The sequence below is a fragment of the Nocardioides astragali genome, from assembly GCF_024436375.1.
Taxonomy (GTDB): domain Bacteria; phylum Actinomycetota; class Actinomycetes; order Propionibacteriales; family Nocardioidaceae; genus Nocardioides; species Nocardioides astragali.
The window spans coordinates 432,869-451,951 of record NZ_JAFMZM010000004.1 but is presented as its reverse complement, the minus strand read 5'-3'; the positions used below and the strand labels follow the sequence as shown (position 1 = coordinate 451,951).

At 72.8% G+C, this 19,083-nt stretch carries 17 protein-coding genes; 7 read left to right on the top strand and 10 right to left on the bottom strand.

All coding sequences use genetic code 11. The features are described from left to right. Positions 1-262: 262 nt before the first annotated feature. The gene (mraZ, locus tag J3P44_RS15410; protein WP_129428430.1) at positions 263-691 is read right to left on the bottom strand and encodes a division/cell wall cluster transcriptional repressor MraZ; all 429 of its coding nucleotides are present in this window, start codon (positions 689-691) and stop codon (positions 263-265) included. A gap of 411 nt (positions 692-1,102) precedes the next feature. On the opposite strand from mraZ, the gene J3P44_RS15405 reads away from it, so the two are divergent. Genes J3P44_RS15405 through J3P44_RS15395 form a run of 3 tightly spaced genes read left to right on the top strand, consistent with a single transcriptional unit; the run spans position 1,103 to position 5,710 of the window. Continuing rightward, positions 1,103-2,083, top strand: a complete 981-nt coding sequence (locus tag J3P44_RS15405; RefSeq protein WP_255891318.1) for an AAA family ATPase — start codon at positions 1,103-1,105, stop codon at positions 2,081-2,083. Next, entirely contained in the window at positions 2,076-3,344 is a 1,269-nt protein-coding gene (locus J3P44_RS15400; protein ID WP_255891317.1) for a DUF58 domain-containing protein, read from the top strand. The genes J3P44_RS15405 and J3P44_RS15400 overlap by 8 nt, the downstream gene beginning before the upstream one ends. Continuing rightward, a complete protein-coding gene (locus J3P44_RS15395; RefSeq protein WP_255891316.1) occupies positions 3,341-5,710 on the top strand; it encodes a transglutaminase TgpA family protein in 2,370 nt (789 codons plus the stop codon). Before J3P44_RS15400 ends, J3P44_RS15395 begins: the two co-directional genes overlap by 4 nt. A gap of 101 nt (positions 5,711-5,811) precedes the next feature. On the opposite strand, the gene J3P44_RS15390 is transcribed toward J3P44_RS15395, so the two are convergent. The 7 genes from J3P44_RS15390 to J3P44_RS15360 all read right to left on the bottom strand — a co-directional run bounded on the left by J3P44_RS15390 (position 5,812) and on the right by J3P44_RS15360 (position 13,747). Further along, complete coding sequence (locus J3P44_RS15390; protein WP_255891315.1) at positions 5,812-6,249, bottom strand: SCO2097 family morphological protein; 438 nt, start codon at positions 6,247-6,249, stop codon at positions 5,812-5,814. Between the two features lie 147 nt (positions 6,250-6,396). Then, a complete protein-coding gene (gene dinB, locus J3P44_RS15385) occupies positions 6,397-7,569 on the bottom strand; it encodes a DNA polymerase IV (RefSeq protein ID WP_255891314.1) in 1,173 nt (390 codons plus the stop codon). Between the two features lie 33 nt (positions 7,570-7,602). Continuing rightward, a complete protein-coding gene (locus tag J3P44_RS15380) occupies positions 7,603-8,361 on the bottom strand; it encodes a methyltransferase domain-containing protein (protein ID WP_255891313.1) in 759 nt (252 codons plus the stop codon). Between the two features lie 94 nt (positions 8,362-8,455). After that, on the bottom strand, positions 8,456-12,289 hold the full coding sequence (locus tag J3P44_RS15375; protein ID WP_255891312.1) for a DNA polymerase III subunit alpha: 3,834 nt from the start codon (positions 12,287-12,289) through the stop codon (positions 8,456-8,458). 1 nt (position 12,290) lies between these two features. After that, complete coding sequence (locus tag J3P44_RS15370; RefSeq protein ID WP_255891311.1) at positions 12,291-12,740, bottom strand: SAV_6107 family HEPN domain-containing protein; 450 nt, start codon at positions 12,738-12,740, stop codon at positions 12,291-12,293. A 13-nt stretch (positions 12,741-12,753) separates the two neighbouring features. Beyond that, complete coding sequence (locus tag J3P44_RS15365) at positions 12,754-13,071, bottom strand: DUF6504 family protein (RefSeq protein WP_255891310.1); 318 nt, start codon at positions 13,069-13,071, stop codon at positions 12,754-12,756. 208 nt (positions 13,072-13,279) lie between these two features. After that, positions 13,280-13,747 (bottom strand): hypothetical protein, encoded by a 468-nt coding sequence (locus J3P44_RS15360; RefSeq protein ID WP_255891309.1) that lies wholly within the window; start codon positions 13,745-13,747, stop codon positions 13,280-13,282. Positions 13,748-13,793: 46 nt separating this feature from the next. On the opposite strand from J3P44_RS15360, the gene J3P44_RS15355 reads away from it, so the two are divergent. Genes J3P44_RS15355 through J3P44_RS15345 form a run of 3 tightly spaced genes read left to right on the top strand, consistent with a single transcriptional unit; the run spans position 13,794 to position 16,222 of the window. Beyond that, positions 13,794-14,267 (top strand): YbaK/EbsC family protein, encoded by a 474-nt coding sequence (locus J3P44_RS15355; RefSeq protein ID WP_255891308.1) that lies wholly within the window; start codon positions 13,794-13,796, stop codon positions 14,265-14,267. Positions 14,268-14,279: 12 nt separating this feature from the next. Further along, on the top strand, positions 14,280-14,876 hold the full coding sequence (locus tag J3P44_RS15350; RefSeq protein ID WP_255891307.1) for a DUF4126 domain-containing protein: 597 nt from the start codon (positions 14,280-14,282) through the stop codon (positions 14,874-14,876). 44 nt (positions 14,877-14,920) lie between these two features. After that, positions 14,921-16,222: a phytoene desaturase family protein gene (locus J3P44_RS15345; RefSeq protein WP_255891306.1), complete on the top strand. Its 1,302-nt coding sequence runs from the start codon at positions 14,921-14,923 to the stop codon at positions 16,220-16,222. A 160-nt stretch (positions 16,223-16,382) separates the two neighbouring features. On the opposite strand, the gene J3P44_RS15340 is transcribed toward J3P44_RS15345, so the two are convergent. Beyond that, positions 16,383-16,988, bottom strand: a complete 606-nt coding sequence (locus tag J3P44_RS15340) for an SIMPL domain-containing protein (RefSeq protein WP_255891305.1) — start codon at positions 16,986-16,988, stop codon at positions 16,383-16,385. Positions 16,989-17,035: 47 nt separating this feature from the next. Further along, positions 17,036-17,926 (bottom strand): methylenetetrahydrofolate reductase [NAD(P)H], encoded by an 891-nt coding sequence (metF, locus tag J3P44_RS15335; RefSeq protein WP_255891304.1) that lies wholly within the window; start codon positions 17,924-17,926, stop codon positions 17,036-17,038. Positions 17,927-17,990: 64 nt separating this feature from the next. On the opposite strand from metF, the gene J3P44_RS15330 reads away from it, so the two are divergent. After that, the gene (locus J3P44_RS15330; protein ID WP_255891303.1) at positions 17,991-19,067 is read left to right on the top strand and encodes a polyprenyl synthetase family protein; all 1,077 of its coding nucleotides are present in this window, start codon (positions 17,991-17,993) and stop codon (positions 19,065-19,067) included. Positions 19,068-19,083 lie beyond the last annotated feature (16 nt).

Here is a 19,083-nt window from a genome sequence, read left to right as displayed (position 1 = left end):
ACTGCTGGCTGGTGCTGGTGGCTGGTGCTGGGTGCATGTGCTGGTTGGCGGTGCGACTGACACTCCCCGCCGTGTGGCACGGGGTGAGCCGCCGCACCAGGTCCCTGCCCGCTCCCTGGCGCATGGGGTGGCCCTCTGGTGCCGGGGAAGTGCCCCAGATGGCCACGCGAGGGAGCGGGCTCGAGACCTGGTGATGCGGGTCCGATGGTCAGTTGTCGTTGTCGGTGCTGGTGGTGTCGGTGCTGGTGGTGGTGGTGCTTGCTCAGATTCCGGGGAAGACCTCGTCGCTGAGCTCGGAGAACTTCTGCTCCTGCTCCTCGGAGTAGGTCGCCCACGCCGTGGGGTCCCAGATCTCGATCCGGTTCATCGACCCGATGACGACGCACTCCTTGCGGAGCGAGGCGTACTCCCGCAGGGGAGCCGGGATGTTGATCCGTCCCTGCTTGTCCGGCACCTCCTGGCTGGCGGCGGCGAACAGCATGCGGACGTAGTCGCGGGTGCTCTTCTGGGTGACCGGCGCCTCGCGGAGCCGGTCGGTGAGCCGGCCGAAGTCCTCCAGCGACCAGACAGTGAGGCAGCGCTCCTGCCCCCTGGTCACCACGAGTCCCTCCGTCAGCTCGTCTCTGAACTTCGCCGGGAGGAAGAGCCGGCCCTTCTCGTCGAGCTTGGGCGTGTAGGTGCCGAAGAACATCCGGCACCTCCAGCTCGCTCGGCGGGAAGATCGACCCTGTCCCCCACTTTGCACCACATTACTCCACTTCGCTCCACCGTCAACCAGATCGAGCGTGTTGCAAGCGTCAATTTCGGGCAGCGGGCCGGGTGACGCCCTTGGCCACGCCACGTCGCTCGCACGCGTGCTGAGCGTGAATGAGGGCAGATCCACGCTCGGGACGGCTCCGGTGGTGTGCCGGTGGGGGAAATCGGCGACCGGTGGTGGTGGAAAGTGGGGAGAACGGGCCCGCCGGCGCGGCGCGGGTGGTGGAGTGCCAGGAACGACTCCGGTAACGGTCGGCCGCCGCCGTGCCCCTCGAGGGCCTGTGGACAGGTATGTTGCGCGGACCACATACCGTGGTGTGCAGGGCGAACGAGGGGATTGGCAGACGTGACCACTGGGGCATCTGGGCAGGCACCGGACCTGGACACCGTGCACCGGGTGACCGGTGTGGTTCGCCAGAACATCGAGCGGGTGATCGCCGGCAAGCCTGACGTGGTCAACGCCGCGCTCGTCGTCCTCCTCGCGGAGGGCCACCTGCTCATCGAGGACGTGCCGGGGGTCGGCAAGACGCAGCTGAGCAAGGCGTTGGCACGCAGCATCGACTGCTCGGTGCGGCGCATCCAGTTCACCCCGGACCTGCTGCCCTCCGACGTCACCGGGGTCTCGGTGTTCAACCAGGACACCCGGGAGTTCGAGTTCCGGCCGGGCGGCGTCTTCGCCAACATCGTGGTCGGCGACGAGATCAACCGCGCCTCCCCGAAGACGCAGTCGGCCCTGCTGGAAGCCATGGAGGAGCGCCAGGTCACCGTCGACAACGCGACCTACATGCTCGAGAAGCCGTTCATGGTGATCGCCACCCAGAACCCGATCGAGATGGAGGGCACCTACGCCCTCCCCGAGGCCCAGCGCGACCGCTTCATGGCTCGAGTGTCGGTCGGCTACCCCGTCGAGGCCGCCGAGATCGCGATGCTCGAGGGTCACACCGCCCACAACCCGCTCGACGACCTCGAGCCGGTCACCGACGCCGGCGAGATCCGCAAGGTGATCGAGATCGTCGGCCGGGTGCACGTGTCCTCGGCTGTCCACCGCTACGCCGTAGCGCTGACGACCGCGACCCGCAACAGCAACGACCTGCACCTCGGCGCCTCGCCCCGCGCGACGCTCCACCTGGTGCGGGCCGCCAAGGCCGTCGCCGCGATCCAGGGCCGCGACTACGTCCTCCCCGACGACATCCACGGCATCACCTCGCCGGTGCTGGCGCACCGGCTGCTGCCCAATGTCGAAGCGACCATGAGCGGGCGCACCACCTCGGCGATCCTGTCCGGGATCGTGGAGTCGGTGCCGGTCCCCGACGCCAGCCGTGCGTGAGGCCCTCGCTGCACTGACCGTCCGAGGACGGGCGTTCCTGGCCGCCGGGATCACCACCATGGTGGCCGCGATCGTGGTCGGCCACTCGTCCGTGGTGCGGATCGGCGTGCTCGTCGCCGCGCTGCCCCTGCTGACGGCCTGGTGGGTCGGACGCTCCCGCTACCGCCTCGCGCTCGTCCGTACGCTCTCCCCCCAGCTCGTCGCCGCCGGCCAGCCCGCGACGGTCGAGCTGACCGTCTCCAACGAGTCGCGCACCCCCACCGGGGTGCTGCTCCTCGAGGAGCGGCTCCCCTACGTCCTGGGCACCCGGCCGCGGTTCGTGCTGGAGGGCCTCGGCCACGGCTGGCGCCGCCACGCCACCTACCAGGTCCGCTCGGAGCTGCGCGGCCAGTTCGAGATCGGCCCGATGTCGGTGCGGGTCACCGATCCCTTCGGACTCGTCGAGCTGGGTCGTACGTTCCACGCGACCACGCGCCTGACCGTGACGCCGCGCACCAGCCCCCTCCCCAACATCCCGCTGGGCGGAGCCTGGACAGGATCGGGCGACAACCGCCCGCGAGCCTTCGCCACCGGCAGCGCGGAGGACGTGACGGTGCGTGAGTACCGCCGCGGCGACGACCTGCGGCGGGTCCACTGGCGCAGCTCGGCGCGCGTGGGCGAGCTCATGGTCCGACGCGAGGAACAGCCCTGGCAGTCCCGGGCGACGGTGTTCCTGGACAACCGTGGCACCTCCCACCGCGGGCAGGGGGCAGCCAGCTCCCTCGAGGGCGCGGTCTCGGCGGCCGCGTCCATCGCGGTGCACCTGACGCACCACGGCTACACGGTGCGACTGGTCACCGCGTCCGGCGACAGCCGGGAGACCACGTGGCACTCCCAGGCCGCCGAGGCCAGCACCATCCCCCTGCTCGAGGCCCTGGCCGTCGTCCAGCTCGACCACTCCCCCACGCCTGACACCCAGTGGCTGGCCGAGCCCGGGCACGGCGGCCTCGTCGTCGGTGTCTTCGGGGGCCTCGGCGAGCCGGACCTGCCGTTCCTGCGGCGGCTGCAGCACCATGCGTCCTCGAGCCTGGCCATCGCGCTCGATGTCGACGCTTGGGCGCCGCACCTGCCCGTGCAACCGGGACCCGGCGCGGCGGCGCACCTGACCTCGACCGGCTGGCGCTCGGTCACCCTTGGTCCCCGCGACCGTATCGACGCGGCCTGGCAGGAGCTCGGCCTGCTGCAGAGCCGCGCCACGGCAGTGGCGGGAGCGGCACGATGAAGGCCTCCTGGAGCAACCTTCCGCACCAGCTGCGGGTGTCCGGCATCGCACTCCTCGCGGCCTGGACGACCGTGCTGTCGTGGCGCGTGCTGACCGAGGGCTTCCCCCGCGTCAGCATCCCCCTGCTGTTCATCGGCGTCGTGGTGGCCGGTCTCGGGGCAGTGGCCCGCTGGAGCCGGCTCCCGGTGGCCGCCGTCGTGGCCGGGCAGGTCGTCCTCGGCGGGCTCCTGGTCCTGGGCACCACGACGGGTTCCCCGATCCCGACACCGGGCAACGTCGACGAGTTCATGGCCTCGCTGCGCGACGCCCTCGAGACATCGCGCCACTACGCGGCGCCCATCGAGCTCAGCGTGCCGCCGGTGCACCCGCTGCTGCTGATCGGCGGCGCGCTGGTCGTCATCCTCGTGGACGTCATCGCATGCAGCCTGCGCCGCGCACCCGTGGCCGGCCTCGTGCTCCTGGCGGCCTACACCCTGCCGGTCGCCGTCACCGGCGAGGCGGTCTCGTGGTGGCTCTTCGCCGTCGTCGCAGGACTCTTCCTCACCCTCGTCTTCCTCCAGCACAGCGACCACGTCGCCAGCTGGGGCCGCGCGCCCGACGGCGACAAGAGCTCGTTCTCCGTGCGCACCGGCGCGATCACCAACACCGCCATCGGACTGGGTGCGGCAGCGATCGCGCTGGCCGTCGTCGTACCTGTCGCGGTGCCGACGATGTCCATGAGCGTCTTCGACGGCAACGGACCGGGCACGCGCGAGGTCGAGGTCAAGGACCCGACGCTCGACCTGGAACGCAACCTGAGTCGCGGCGAGGACATCCCGCTGCTGTGGGTCACGACCTCCGGCCCCAGGCCCACCTACCTCCGCCTCTCGGTGATGACCCGGTTCAACGGCTCGTCGTGGACGCCCGGTGACCGCGAGATCCCCGAGACGCAGACAGCCACGGGTGCCCTGCCGCCTCTCGACGGGGTCACGACGAGCCTGGCCCGCGACGAGCACAAGTACGACGTCCGCATCGGCCCCGACTTCGCCTCGTCCTGGTTGCCGACGACCGCCCAGACCACGCGGGTCGCTGCCGGCACCGACTGGCGCTACGACGTCAACACCCGCGACTTCATCGCCGCCCGCGACGACGTCACGACCGCGGGCCTGACCTACGACTTCACCGGCGTCGACCTCGACTACGACCCCCAGTCCATGAACTCGGCGGTGTCCGGCGCCGGGTCCGTCGCGGGCATCTTCACCGACCTCCCGCCCAGCCTCAACAACGAGATCCGACGGCTCGCGGCCAGCGTGACCGCCGACGCCCCGACTCGCTTCCAGAAGGCACAGCTGCTGCAGCAGTGGTTCCGCGAGGACGGCGGTTTCCGCTACGACCAGGCGCAGGCCGCGTCAGCCGGCAGTGGCGACGCAGACCTGCTCGCCTTCCTCGACGACAAGTCGGGCTACTGCAAGCAGTTCGCCGCGTCGATGGCGATCATGGCGCGCGTCATCGGCATCCCGAGCCGGGTCGCGATCGGCTTCCTCGAGCCCGACCGCGCCACCAACGGCGCGTGGGAGTTCTCCGCCCACGACCTGCACGCCTGGCCCGAGCTGTACTTCCCCGGCTCCGGGTGGGTGCGCTTCGAGCCGACTCCGCAGGCCCGGGCCGGCCAGGCCCCCGGCTACACCACGACCGAGTTCGCCGCGGTCCCCGAGACCGCGTCGCCGAGCGCGAGCCGCTCCACCGAGCTGTTGCCCGAGCGCGGTGAGACCGCCGGCGCCGACGCCGGAGCTGCCGACGACGAGTCGTCGTCGATCCCGTGGGTGCCGGTCCTCGCCGGCCTCGTCGGCCTGGCTCTCGTGGCCCTGCTGCTGCTCACGCCCCGCCTGGTGCGCGGCGCGCGGCGCCGGCGCCGGCTCGCGGGGGACATCGAGGACCTCTGGGTCGAGCTGCGCGACGTGGCGCGGGACCTGGGCCACGCCTGGCCCGTCGGGCGCTCGCCGCGTCGTGCCGGCGACTGGCTCGGCCGGCTCCTCGCCATGCCGCTCACCGGAAGCGCCCGACCCGACCGCCCGCGTCGGGGACGCGACCAGGCGCCGGAAGCGGCGCAGGCCCTCGACCGCCTGGTGCTGGCCCTCGAGCGAAGCCGCTACGCCCGCGATCCGGAGACCTTCACCGCCGAACGGTTCCGCGAGGACGCGATCCTGGTCGAGCAGTCGCTTGCCGCCGGCGTCACGCCCCACGACGTACGTCGCGCCGCCTGGTGGCCGGCCTCGGTCGTGGGACGGCGTACGTCCTGGCGCCCTCGCTCCCGCTCGGAGTCCCGCTCCACCCAGACCCCGGTGGGCCATGAGACCACCCGGACGGTCGACGAGCTCGTCGGCTGAGGCGACACGGACGGGCCGCTGCGACGCTCCGGGACCAGTGATGCGGACGCTTCGTCGCGTTCGGGCAGCCCGGCGAAGCGGGAGGGATCAGCTGGAGCGCGTCAGAAGCCGCGTTCGCGGCGTCGACGCCACCGCTCTTCCATGCGCTCCATGAAGGGGCTGCCCGAGCGCTGGCGGACGGGGCGGTGCGGACGACCGCCGTCGACGACGCCGAAGCCGGTGCGGCCGGCGGCACGCACCTTGGCGGCGGGGGCGTGGGGCGCGCGGGTGGAGGTCAGCGCGAGGATCGCGCCACCGAGCATCACGACGAAGCCGAGCACACCCACGACCGTCTGGAGGGCGGCGCTCAGGTCGAGCAGCACGGCCACGATCAGCATGCCGATGCCGGCCACCAGGATGACGCCACCCAGGATCATGCGGCGCCGAGCGGCGCGCTGGAAGGACGTTCCGCGCAGCGTGGAGGCGAGCTTGGGGTCTTCCTCGACGAGTGCGCGCTCCATCTGCTCGAGCAGTCGCAGTTCTTCTTCGGAGAGCTCCACGGTTACCTCCTCACCTCTTCTCCCAAGTCTAGGCACGCTGCTGCACCTACGGTAGGCGTCCTGCCGAAAATTCACCCCCACGAATGGGGTGGGTCACACCCCCGGGCCGGATCTCCCGGCTGTGTCGAGCCGGGGACGTCCCCCGGGTCAGACCAGGCTCGCGGGGCGGACGGCTGCGGTCCCGAACCGGCGGGTCGCCCGGTCCACCGCCCGGTCTGCGTCGGCCCAGCCGTGCTCGGACTCTCCCAGCACCAGCTGGCGGTGCACGGTGGCCCGCGGAACCAGGCCCTCCACCCGTACGCCGACCAGCCGCAGGCGGGCCCGCTGCAGCCCGAGCGCGTCGTAGAGACGGGTCACCGCCCGGTGGATCTCGACGGTGACGTCGGTGGCTTCGGGCAAGGTGCGCGAGCGGGTGATCGTGGTGAAGTCGGCGAAGCGGACCTTCAGGGTGACCGTCCGGCCCGCCACGTCGGCCGAGCGCATCCGTCCGGCAACCCGGGCGGAGAGGCGCAGCAGCTCGCGGACGATCACCTCCCGGTCGTCGGTGTCGCGGGTGAAGGTCTCGTCGGCGCCCATGGAGCGCTCGGGCTCGTGCGGTCCGGCCCGTGGGGTCAGCTCGCTGCGGTCCGTGCCCCAGGCGAGGTGCTGGAGCTCGCGGCCGAGGTGGTCGCCGACGGCGCGTTGGAGGGTGCGGAGCGGGGTGTGCGCGACGTCGCCGACAGTGAGCAGGCCGAACCGGTGCAGCAGCGCCTGGGTCTTCTCCCCCACGCCGTAGAGCTCTCCCACGTCGAGGGGGTGCAGGAAGGAGGTCACCTCGGCCGGCGGCACCACGATCACGCCGTCGGGCTTGGCGCGCCTGCTGGCGAGCTTGGCCACGGACACCGACGCCGCGACCCCGACCGAGCAGGTGATGCCCTGCTCGTCGTGGATGGTCGAGCGCAGCCGCTCGGCGATCCGGGCCGGTGGCCCGAGGCGGCGCGTGGAGCCGCGCACGTCGAGGAACGCCTCGTCCAAGGACATCGCCTCCACCACCGGCGTGACCTCGCGGAAGGTCTCCATGACCGAGGAAGAGACGCTGGTGAACGTGGCGTAGTCGGGCTCGATCACCACGACGTGGGGGCACATCCGTCGGACCCGGGTCATCGGCAACGCCGAGCGGACGCCGTAGCGGCGGGCGACGTAGTTGGCGGCCAGCACGACGCCCCGGCCGCCACCGCCGCCCACCACCACCGGCTGGTCGACCAGGTCGGGCCGCTCGCGCAACGCCACGGAGGCATAGAAGGCGTCCATGTCGACGTGGAGGATCGGCGTGTCTGTCACCGGGACCACCCGACGACCTGAACGCCGGTGCGGTCAGCGACTGGCGATGACGTGCAGCTGGGCCGCGAGGGGGACGTACTCGGGGCGCGTGGCGACCGCACGCTCCAGCTCGACGAGTGCCGCGGCGGCACCGGGTTCGAGGTCGAGGAGGCTGCCGGGCACGAGGTCGGCGAACACCCGCACGGCCTGGACCGACACGAGCTGCATCCCGGCCGCGGCGACGAGGTCGACCACTTCGTCGTGGGTGAAGCGACGGCCTCCCCGTCCGGCCGAGACGGTCGTCGAGTCGCCGTCCAGCAGCTCACGGGCGGCCTGGAAGTGGCCCGCCATGGCGCGCGCCACGACGGCCGCGTGACGCTGGGCCACGAGCAGGCTGAGGTGCCCGCCGGGGCGCAGCACGTCGGCGATCGCCGCGAGGGAGGCCGCAGGGTCGTCGACCATCTCGAGGACCCCGTGGCACAGCACCAGGTCGGCCTCGTCGACGAGGCTGGGCAGGTCGGCCAGGTCGCCCTGCTGGCCGCTGACCAGGTCGGCGACCCCGCCCTCGCGAGCACGCCGGTCGAGGGAGGCCAGGGCGTCGGGGCTCGGGTCGATGACCTGGACGTGGTGGCCGAGCTCGGCCAGCGGCACCGCGAAGCCGCCGGTGCCACCCCCGATGTCGACGATGCGGGCCTGCTGCTCGTCGCCGGCGCCGGCCTCGTCCAGCACCCGGCGTACGCCGTCCCACACCACCCCGGTGCGCACCGAGTGGCGTCGCTCGCTGGCAGATGAGCTGGCAGAGGGCTGCGGCATGGGGGCAACCCTAGTAGGACCGTCGGAGGGGGGTGGATCATCCCCGGGGTCCCCGCGGAGGCGCGAGCGCAGCGAGTCGGCTTCGTGGGGTGGGTCATCCGGGGCTCCCCGGACTGCGGTGCCACAGGTGTCGGGCGACGCCCTTGACGGAGTCGCCGGCCGGCAGGATGTCGGAGTAGGGGGACATCTGGAAGCCGCTGGTGTGCACGAGGACCCGGCGCTGGGCCGGCTCCTCCCCGCTCGTCTCCGGCGCCCGGGCCAGCTCCGCGCGCACCAGCGCGAGCCCCTCGTCGCTGGTGCGGCCGCGCTGCCACAGCTCGTGCAGGGCCGGCAGCTCCCAGGCCCCGGTCGCGCGCACCGAGACGCCTCGACGGCCCGTGCGCCGCAGCTCGCCGCGCACCAGCAGCAGCCACGACGAGAAGACCGTGGCGGCGTAGGGGCCCTGGGCATCGTCGAAGAAGGTCGCGTCGACCGGCCCGGTGCCGTCGTCGAGGGTCAGGAACACCACGCGGCGCCCGGACTTGATCGGCGGCGTCTGGGTGGCGACCTTGACCCCCGCGACCAGCAGCTCGGCACGGCTGCGGCGGCGCAGCAGGTCGCGGCTGCGGGTCACGCCGAGCGCGTCGAGGAACGGGTCGTAGGTGGCGACGGCGTGCTGGCTGACGTCGAGCCCGAGGATCTCCAGCTCTGCCCGCATCCGCTCCAGCGTGGTCATCTCGGGAAGGCCCGTGGGCCGCTCCCCCGGTTCGCCCGGCTCGTCGCCGAGCCGGAGCGTGAGCTGCACCGAGTCGGCCTCGGTCACGGGGCGGGCGGCCCGCGACTGCGCAGCCGCCCGTGCCCACACCCCGGCGTCGCTCAGCGGGTGCCGCTCGAGGGGGTCGGAACCCGCCCGGACGGTCGGGTCGGAGCTGTTTCGGTCGGCCGCCTCGCTGGCGGTGACGGTGGCGGGCAGTGGCGTACGCCGGTTCGCCAGCCCGCGCCCGCGGGCCCGCGAGGCCCGGTCGACCGCGCGGGCGTGCAGGTCGAGCTCGGCCACCTGCAGCAGCAGGTCGCGCCGGGTCACCCGCCCGCGCGGATGCACCGCCTGCTCACCCGACGCGATGCCGTAGACCGTGTCGAAGCCACCGGCCAGCACCAGCCGCTCGAGCACCGGTCGCGAGACCCGGGCGCGGTGGAAGAAGTCGGACAGCGAGGCGTAGGGGGCGCCGTCGCGGGCCGCGACGATGCGCGACACCTCGGCCACGCTGATGCCCTTGACGTCGGAGAGCGAGAGCCGGATCGCGTGTCCGGCGAGGGTGCTGCCGGGATCGCTGCGCTCCACGACGTACGACGACGTGCTGGCGTTGACGTCGAGCCCGAGCACGCCGACCCCGAACTGGCGGGCGTCGTCGAGGATCAGCCGCTTGGGGTACATGCCGGGGTCGTGGGTCAGCACCCCGGCCAGGAAGTGGGCCGGCCAGTGCGCCTTGAGCCAGGCCGACTGGTAGGTCGGCAGCGCGAACGCGGCGGCGTGGGCCTTGCAGAAGCCGAACGAGGCGAAGGCCTCCAGGACCCTCCAGACCTGCTCGACCAGCGGGAGGTCGTAGCCCTGGGCGAGGGCGCGGGGGTAGAACCAGGCCCTGGTCTCGGCCATCCCGTCGGTGTCGCCGAGAGCGCGCCGCTTCTCGTCGGCCTCGGCGTTGGTGACACCGGCGAGCTGGGCGATGATCTCGATCACCTGCTCGTGGAAGACCACCACACCTCGGGTCTGCTCGAGGATGGGGCGCAGGTCGTCGTGGAGGTAGTGGGCGCTCCTCCAGCCCTGCTTGACCTCGAGGTAGGGGGTGATCATGTCGCTCTTGACCGGCCCGGGGCGGAAGAGCGAGATGTCGGTGATGATGTCGTCGAAGGACTCGATCCCGGACTTGCCGACGAGCTCGCGCTGGCCGGGTGACTCGATCTGGAAGACGCCGAGGGTCTTGGCCTCGCTGATCATCGAGAAGGTCGGGGCGTCGTCGAAGGGCACCTGCACCTCGTCGTCGAGGTCGACGCTGACCCCGTCGACGCGCTCCACCTCCGCGACCGCGTGGGCCATCGCCGACTGCATGCGGATGCCGAGCACGTCGAGCTTGAGCAGTCCGAGCTCCTCGACGTCGTCCTTGTCGAACTGGCTCATCGGGAACCCGGCGTAGGACGCCTCCACCGGGGTGCGGTCGAGCAGCGTGGCGTCGGAGAGCAGCACGCCGCAGGGGTGCACCGCGATGTGGCGCGGCAGCCCGTCGAGCCTCTCCACCAGGCTGAAGAAGCGGTCGAGCGCGCCGTCGCCCAGTCCGCTGACCCGCAGCTCGGGCAGGTCGCGCAGCGCCAGCCGGGCGTCGCGCGCCCGGATGTGGGGGAACGCCTTGGCGATGGCGTCGACCTCCCCCGGCGGCATGCCGAGCGCGGCGCCGACGTCACGGACTGCGTGGCGGACACGGTAGGTGTCCATCATCGAGACGCAGGCGCACCGCTCCCCGCCGAAGCGGTCGAGGATCGCGCGGTAGACCTCCTCGCGCCGGGCGGACTCGACGTCGACGTCGATGTCGGGCAACGAGGCCCGCAGCGGGGAAAGGAAGCGCTCCATCAGCAGGCCGTGGCGGATCGGGTCGACGCCGGAGATGCGCAGCAGGTAGTTGACCAGGCTGCCGGCACCCGACCCCCGGGCGGCGCGACGGATGCCCATCTCGCCGATCAGGTCGGTGACGTCGGCGACGGTCAGGAAGTAGGAGGCGTAGCCCAGGGCCCGGATGGTCTCGAGCTCGTCGTCGAGCCGCTTCCAGATCCGCATCCTCGGCGCCGAGCCGAAGCGGGTGCCGATCGCCGCCTCGCACCGCTCACGCAGGGCGGCGTCGGCCGAAGGAGCCGAGGTGTCGGACAGGGTGAACTCCGGGAAGTGGATCTCCCCGATGCCCAGGTCGGTGCGGGGGTCCAGCGCGCACCGGTCGGCCACCGCGCGAGTGCGCGCGAGCAGCCGCCTGGCCTCGTCGTCGCTGTCGTGCCCCAGACCGGCGAGGCGGCAGACCTCCTCGGCGATCTCGTGCATCTGCTTGCCGGACTTGAGGAAGCCCTCGGCGTTGCCGCGGCTGCCGCCGGGGCCGACGTCGCGCAGGTGGGACGAGCCGAGCGGGACCAGTCGCCGGGCCGCGTCGAGGACGTCGATGGTCGGGGCGTCGAGGCGGTCGGCGTAGCGCACGGCGTTGGTCAGCACCGTGGTGAGGCCCGCGGTGCGGGCGATGCCGGCCATCCGCGCCGCATGGGGCGAGGTGCCCGGGCCCCACTGCCCCCCGCGGGCGCCGAGCCGGTGGGAGACGAGCTCGACGACGAGGTTCTCGCGCGGCACCACCTCGAGCCACGGCGCGATCGCGGCCAGCCCCAGGTCGTCGCGCCGCCGGGTCGCGGCGACCCCGAGCTCCGAGGAGGGTCCGAGCAGCACCAGCACGTCACCGCCGGCGAGGTGCGGGGCCAGCAGCTCGACCCCGGCCACCGGACGTCCGCGCTCCCCCGTCAGGTGGACCGAGGAGACGATCCGGCACAGCGCCGCCCAGCCCGCCTTGCCGCTCGCCAGGAGCGTCACCCGAGCGCTGCCGCCCTGCTGCAGCGACGGGTCCCGGGCCGCGCCACCTCGCACGGGAGTACGACGGGGAGCGGGGCGGGTGCAGTCGAGGGGCCCGCCGGGCGAGCCGGTCGTCGGTGCGACGGCCAGGTCGACCCCCAGCACCGGCCGGATGCCCGCCGACCGGGCGGCGCGGACGAACTTCACCGCGCCGTAGGTGCCGCCGCGGTCGGTGAGGGCGAGGGTGTCCATCTCCTGGTCGACGGCCCGTTCCACCAGGACGTGCGGGTGGGACGCGCCGTACTGCAGGGAGAAGCCGGAGGCGACGTGGAGATGGACGAACGGGTCAGGCGACACCTCACGCCACGCTGGCGTGGGGCACCAGCCCGAGCGCCTGCTCGATCACGGCCAGGAACCGGTCGGCGTCGCGGACCAGGTCGTCGGCCTCGCGCTCGGTGACAGCGCGGGTCGAACCGGCCTCGGCGGCGGCCCGCTTGGCGGCACCGGCCGCGAAGAAGCTCGCCCACTCCGTGAGCTCCGGGGCGACCTCGGTCAGCAGGACCCAGGCGTTCTTCTGCCGTCGGCCCCGCGGGGCGGGGCGGGCCCGGGCCGCGAGCAGGGCGGCCGCGGCGCACAGCGCGGCGACGTGGGCGCAGGCGTAGCGCGTGGGCACGTCGCGTGCGGTGATGGCGTCGCGGAGCGAGGTCGCGGAGCGCTCGAGGTAGGAGTGCGCGGTCGCCGGGAGGACGTGCGGACCCGGTGCCTGGCTCGTCCTGGGGTTGGTCCGGGAGGTCGTCGATGTCGTCATGTCGGCGCCCCCCTCAGTCCAGGCAGCCGACGAGCTGCCAGCGCCCGTCGGTCCAGTCGAAGGACAGGTCGAAGACGCCGTAGCTCTCCTGCTCGCTGTCCCGGGTCTGCGCGCCGCGGCCGGCCTCCACCCGCCACAGCTCCCGCTCGGCGACCAGGTCGGTCATCGCGCCACGCTGAACATCACCACTGGTCGCCTGCCACCACGGACCGGTCTCCACCCAGTGCGCGACGACTGCGCGCACCTTCCACAGCCGGCCGCGCCACAGGAACTGGTCGGGGTCCTCCGCCTCGCCTCGCCGCACCTCGACGGGGTCGTCGTACTGTCTCATCGCGCCTCCTCGACACTCATCGACCCCTGGGCCGACCCGGGTGGAGGTGGGGGTCGAGGTCACCGCCACCCGGGTCGCATCGAACATCTGTTCGAACACCCAGAACGGTACTCCTCCCCACCGACAGCCCGTCAAGGGCCAGCGCGGAGATGGGACGAGATGGGACGAGATGGGGACGAGATGGGGACGAGATGGGGACGAGCCCCGCTCAGACCTCGCGGAGGTAGGCGGTGGTCTCGCGGTGCCAGAGGAAGTAGGAGAGCACCAGGCCCTCGATGATGATCAGCGCGGACAGCACGACGAAGATCGTGGGGAGGTGGGCGTCGAGGCAGACCGCGCCCACCAGCACGCCCACCCCGGCGGTGGCGGTGAGCACCAGCCGGGTCCAGCCGTGGCCGCCGAGGAAGAACGAGGCGAGGACGACGGCCAGCGCGGCGAACCCGACGAACGCCACGACGGCCAGCGCCACGAAGCCGGGCACGATCGGGCTGTCCCGCAGCTGCTCGATGCCGCCCTGGGCCAGGATCTCCTGGGCCGACGGGTTGCCCTCGGCCCACCCGAGGATCACCTCGTCACGCATCAGCCACGTCAGCAGGGTGATCACCCCCGAGGTGGCCACGATCAGGCCCAGCACTCGCATGCTGTTGACCACGGGTCCGGGTCGGTCGCGCGCCATGCATAACCCCCTGAGGTTCATCGGTTCTCGTCGCTAGGCTCGCATCATGTCGATCGAGCACGCATCCATCACCTCATTTCGAGGCGAGCTCACCCGGCGCGGCGGGACGGGTGACGTGGTCATCCTGCCCGACAGCGCCCACACTGCCGCACTCGCCGCGGCGGCACTGGGGTGTGAGGTCGGCGCCATCGCCAACAGCCTGCTCTTCGACGCCGGCGGCGAGCCGGTCCTGATCCTCACCTCGGGCGCCCACCGCGTCGACACCGCGGCGGTGGCCGAGCGCATCGGCGTCGAGCGGCTCGCGCGGGCCGACCCCGACTTCGTACGCCGCCACACGGGGCAGGTCATCGGCGGGGTCTCCCCCATCGACCACCCCGCACCGATCCGCACCTGGATCGATCCGTGGCTGCGGCAGCACGAGGTGGTGTGGGCCGCCGCGGGCCACCCGGCGGCGGTCTTCTCCTCGACCTACGACGAGCTGATGGCGATGACGGACGCCGTCGAGGTGCAGGTGGACTGAGAAGATGCACCCGTGGACGCTCTGGCACTGACCTTCTCCAGCGGATGGGCGAGCGGCATCAACGCCTACCTCGTCGTCCTCGTCCTGGGCGTCTCCGACCGGCTCGGCTCCTTCACCGACATCCCCGACGTGCTGGCGCGCTGGGACGTGCTTGCGGTGGCGGGCTTCCTCTACGCGATGGAGTTCATCGCCGACAAGATCCCCTACATCGACTCGACCTGGGACGCGATCTCCACGGCCATCCGTCCGACGGCGGGCGCGGTCATCGGCGTCCTGCTCGCCGGCGACGCGTCCTCGCTCGACCAGGCGGTCCTGGGCGTGGTGGGAGGCGGTACGGCCCTGCTGAGCCACTTGGTGAAGGCGGGCGGGCGGCTGGCCATCAACTCCTCCCCCGAGCCTGCCAGCAACATCGTGGCCAGCCTGACCGAGGACGCCGCCGTGCTCGGCGTGGTGTGGTTCGCCCTCGAGCACCCGGAGGCCGCCGCCGCGATCGCAGGGGTGCTGCTGCTGCTCGGCCTCGTCATGCTGTTCCTCCTCGGTCGGGTGATCCGCCGCGGGTGGCGCCGGTGGAAGAAGAAGGACCCGATCCAGCAGGCCGCCCAGGCGTGACGTCCAGGCACGGCCGAGCCAGAGCCACGCCCTAGGGTTCCCCCGTGGCTCGTGTCGTGGTGATCGGTGGCGGCTTCGGCGGCATGGCCGCCGCGGCCCGGCTCGCGAAGCTCGGCCACGACGTCACCCTGCTGGAGCGCGCGGCCGTCCTGGGCGGTGCCCTGACCACCGTCGAGCTCGACGGCTTCGCGTGGGACGCCGGCCCCACGACCACGCTCCTGCCCGCCGTCATCCGCGACCTCTTCCGCAAGTCGGGCCGCCCGCTCGAGCGCGAGGTCGACCTCCAGCCGCTCGACCTCGTGCGCGAGCACCGGTTCGAGGACGGCTCATCCCTGCGGCTGCCCGGCGGCTCGCGCGCCGCCCAGCTCGCCGCGTTCGACGACCTCGGCCCCGGGCTCGGTCAGCAGTGGGTCGACCACGTGGCGTCGTACGGCGACACCTGGGAGCTGCTGCGCAAGGAGTGGTTCGAGCGCCCCTTCGACGACGACGTGGCACCGCGCGAGCTGACCTCGTTGCTCGCCCAGCGCGAGTCGCTGGACAAGCGGCTGCGCCGGAGGTTCCGCGACGAGCGGCTGCGCCTGGTGGCCGGGCACCGGCTCGTCATGGACGGCCACGAGCTGCGCGACGCGCCGGCGTTCGCCGGCGTCGACGTCTACCTCGAGCAGCGGTTCGGCGCCTGGACGGTCCCGGGCGGCCTGGCTGCACTCGGCACGGCCATGGCCGACCGGCTGGCGCTGCGCGGAGTCACCGTGCTGACCGGCACCGAGGCGCTCGACCTGGTGCTTCGGGGTGGTCGGGTCGCGGCGGTGCGGACCGCCCAGGGCGAGGTCGTCGCCGACCACGTGGTCGTCGCGATCGATCCGCGCCGGCTCCCGACGCTGGCGTCGTACGTCCGTCGCACGATGCCCGCGATCCCGCCGGTGGTGTGCCACGTCGGGCTGGAGGGCGCGGTGCCCGACCTGCCCCACGAGGTGGTCCTGCACGGAGACCCGATGCTCGTGGTGCGCACGGGCGGGCGGACAACCGACCGCGGCGCCGCCTGGACGGTGCTGGGTCGGGGCCGCCTGGCTGAGGACGTGCTGACCGCGCTGGCCCGACACGGGCTCGACGTCCGCCGGCAGGTCATCGCCCGGGTCGACCGCTCGCCGCGCGACCTCGTCGAGCAGTGGGGCGGCTCCCCGCTCGGGGTGCTCTGGCAGGGACCCCGCACAGCGCGGACGCGGCTGGGTCCGCGGACGCCGGTCCCGGGAGTCCTGACGGCGGGCGCGCACGCGACGACCGGCTCCGGGCTGCCCTTCGCCGGACTCAGCGCAGCGCTGGTGGCCGAGGTCGTCGGACGGGCCTGAATCCACCGATCGACGCCGTCGCGAGCGTCACCAGACGGGTGCGATGGCAAGGCGGAGTGCCGAAGGCGGGCCGGAGGCCCGTCGAGTGTGCGACAACGCAGTCAGCGCGCCCGGATGGTGGCGCGCAGCAGGCGAGAGATCGGTGGATTCAGACCGAGCCTCACACGAGCTCCCAGACCACCGTCACGCTCGTGGTCACCGACGCCTCGCCCGGCTCCAGGCCGCCCGCGGAGTCGCGCATCATCGCAAGCCTCGGCGTGCCCGGGCCTCCGTCACCAGCGTCTGCCTCGGCGATCGTCTGAACGGCGCCGAGACCCCGACCCGCCAGCCGCGCGAGTGCGGCCGCGCGTTCGCGGGCGTCGTGGAAGGCGGCCTCGCGGGCCTTGCTGCCGGCCCCGTGGCCCTCGGTGACCTCGAGCCCCACGCTGTCGACGGCCAGGCTGTCGCCGACCTCGCGGGCCAGCTCACGGAGCATGGCGCCCGCCTCGGCCAGGTCGCCGCAGCCGATCGCGTAGGCGTGGCGGGCCTCGTAGCCCTCGCGACGGCCCTCGTGGTCGTGGACGGGCCACACGGTGATCCCGGTCGAGGCGATGCGCCGTTCCTCGGTGTGCCGTGCGGCGACCTCCACCAGGGAGGCGGCACTGTCCGACATGGCGTCGTAGGCCTCGGCGACGCCCGACCCGCGCGCGACCGCCGCCAGACGGACGACCGCGGTGTCGGGCGCGACCTTGCTGGTGCCGGTTCCGGTCACGGTGACGGTGTGCATGACCCTCACCGTAGTGCGCTCAGGAGGAAGGGCAGGCGGAAGCGGGCTCAGACGGTGATGCGCAGGTTGGCGAAGATCTCGCGCGTGGCCTTCGACCGGTTGAGCGTGTAGAAGTGCAGGCCCGGCGCACCGGCGTCGAGCAGCGCCTCGCAGAGCTCGGTCGCGATCGCGATCCCCTCCGCGCGAAGCCGCGCGGGGTCGTCGGCGTACGGCGTGAGGCGGGCAGTGATCTCCTCGGGCAGCTGGCGACGCGAGAACTCGACCATCCGCTGCATCGAGCGCAGGTTGAGGATCGGCATGATGCCCGGAATGATCGGGAAGTCGGCCCCGACCGCCGCGGCCCGCTCGAGCAGCGCGACGTAGTCGGAGGCGCGCAGCACCATGTCGGTCACGGCGAACTCGGCGCCGGCGTCGTACTTCGCCTTGAGCACGCGGGCGTCCGTCTCGAGGTCGGCCGCGTCGACGTGGCCCTCGGGGAAGGCCGCGACGCCGATGCGCATGTCGGCCCGCTCGTGGATCAGCGCGACGAGCTCGTTGGCGTACGTCAGCCCGCCCTCGGTGGGCGTCCACGGGGTGCCGGGGCCGGTCGGCGGGTCGCCGCGCAGCGCCATCACGTGGGTGACGCCCGCCTCCTTGAGCTCGTCGAGGATCGCACTGATCTCGTCGGTGGTGTGGCCCACGCAGGTCAGGTGTGCCACCGGCAGCAGGCTGGTCTCCCGAGCGATGCGCTCGGTGATGGCGACGGTGCGGTCGCGGGTGGTCCCGCCCGCGCCATAGGTCACCGACACGAAGGTCGGGCCGTAGGGCTCCAGCTCGGTGATCGCCTGCCAGAGCTGCTCCTCGCCGGCCTCGTCCTTGGGCGGGAAGAACTCGAAGGAGAAGGACCGCTCGCCGCGCTCGAGAAGCTCGCGCATGCTCAGGCCCCGTCCGGTCGTCATGGCTCCCAGCCTACGGATCGGTGCGCCGCGTCGGCCCGGATGTCCACTGGCTAGGCTGAAACGTGTGACGACCTGGGACCCGGCAGCCTTCCGCGACCAGGTGCAGCAGGTGCTCGACGCCTTCCTCGACGAGCGGGAATCCGAGCTGGCGCCACTCGGTCCGGACGCCACCCGCCTCATCGCTGGGGCGCGTACGGCGGTGCGCGGAGGCAAGCGGTTCCGGGCGTCCTTCTGCCACTGGGGCTACCGCGCGATCCGTCCCGAGGCCACCGACACCACTCCCCTGGGACCGGCCCTCGCCCGCGCCTGCGCCTCGCTGGAGATGCTGCACGCCAGCGCCCTCGTCCACGACGACTACATGGACGCCTCCGACACCCGGCGCGGCCGGCCCGCGACGCATCGCGCGTTCGAGGCCGAGCACCGCACTGCCGGCTGGCGTGGTGACCCCGAGCAGTACGGCGCAGCGGCGGCGATCCTGCTCGGCGACCTCCTGCTCGGCTGGGCGGGCGACCTGCTGCGGCACAGCGGGCTGGGTGCAGACGGCATCGTCGCGGGCCTCGACCTCTTCGAGCTGTGCCGCAACGAGGTGATCGCCGGCCAGTTCCTCGACGTGTCCGTCCAGGCCCGCGGTCGTGCAGACGTCGACACCGCGATGACCGTGCTGCGTTACAAGTCGGCGAAGTACTCCATCGAGCGGCCGCTCCACATCGGCGCAGGGCTCGCCGGCGCCGACGCCGCCCGGATCGCCGAGCTGAGCCGCTTCGGCCTGCCGCTCGGCGAGGCCTTCCAGCTCCGCGACGACCTGCTCGGCGTCTTCGGTGACCCCGAGGTGACGGGCAAGCCCGCCGGCGACGACCTGGTGGAGGGCAAGCGCACGGTGCTCGTCGCGCTGGCGCTCGACGCTGCTTCCCCGGCCGCGGCCCGGCGCCTCGACAGCGCCCTCGGTACGCCGCTGAGCCAGGCCGACGTGGACGAGCTGCGCGCCATCATCGAGGCCTCCGGCGCCCGGGCGCAGGTCGAGGCGGTCATCGGGCAGCTCGCCGACCATGCGGTCGAGGCGTTGCGGGCGGCCGACGTCGACGAGCAGGCCCGCGCCGTGCTGACCGAGCTGGCGGCCGCGGCCACCCAGCGCACGGTCTGAGCGGCTGCCGCGGCGG

Coding starts and splice junctions, on each gene's coding strand:
- mraZ (WP_129428430.1), bottom strand. CDS start 691: ATGTTCTTCGGCACCTACACGCCCAAGCTCGACGAGAAGGGCCGGCTC.
- J3P44_RS15340 (WP_255891305.1), bottom strand. CDS start 16,988: ATGCACACCGTCACCGTGACCGGAACCGGCACCAGCAAGGTCGCGCCC.
- J3P44_RS15360 (WP_255891309.1), bottom strand. CDS start 13,747: ATGGCGCGCGACCGACCCGGACCCGTGGTCAACAGCATGCGAGTGCTG.
- J3P44_RS15365 (WP_255891310.1), bottom strand. CDS start 13,071: ATGAGACAGTACGACGACCCCGTCGAGGTGCGGCGAGGCGAGGCGGAG.
- J3P44_RS15380 (WP_255891313.1), bottom strand. CDS start 8,361: ATGCCGCAGCCCTCTGCCAGCTCATCTGCCAGCGAGCGACGCCACTCG.
- metF (WP_255891304.1), bottom strand. CDS start 17,926: ATGACGACCGGACGGGGCCTGAGCATGCGCGAGCTTCTCGAGCGCGGC.
- J3P44_RS15395 (WP_255891316.1), top strand. CDS start 3,341: ATGAAGGCCTCCTGGAGCAACCTTCCGCACCAGCTGCGGGTGTCCGGC.
- J3P44_RS15370 (WP_255891311.1), bottom strand. CDS start 12,740: ATGACGACATCGACGACCTCCCGGACCAACCCCAGGACGAGCCAGGCA.
- J3P44_RS15355 (WP_255891308.1), top strand. CDS start 13,794: ATGTCGATCGAGCACGCATCCATCACCTCATTTCGAGGCGAGCTCACC.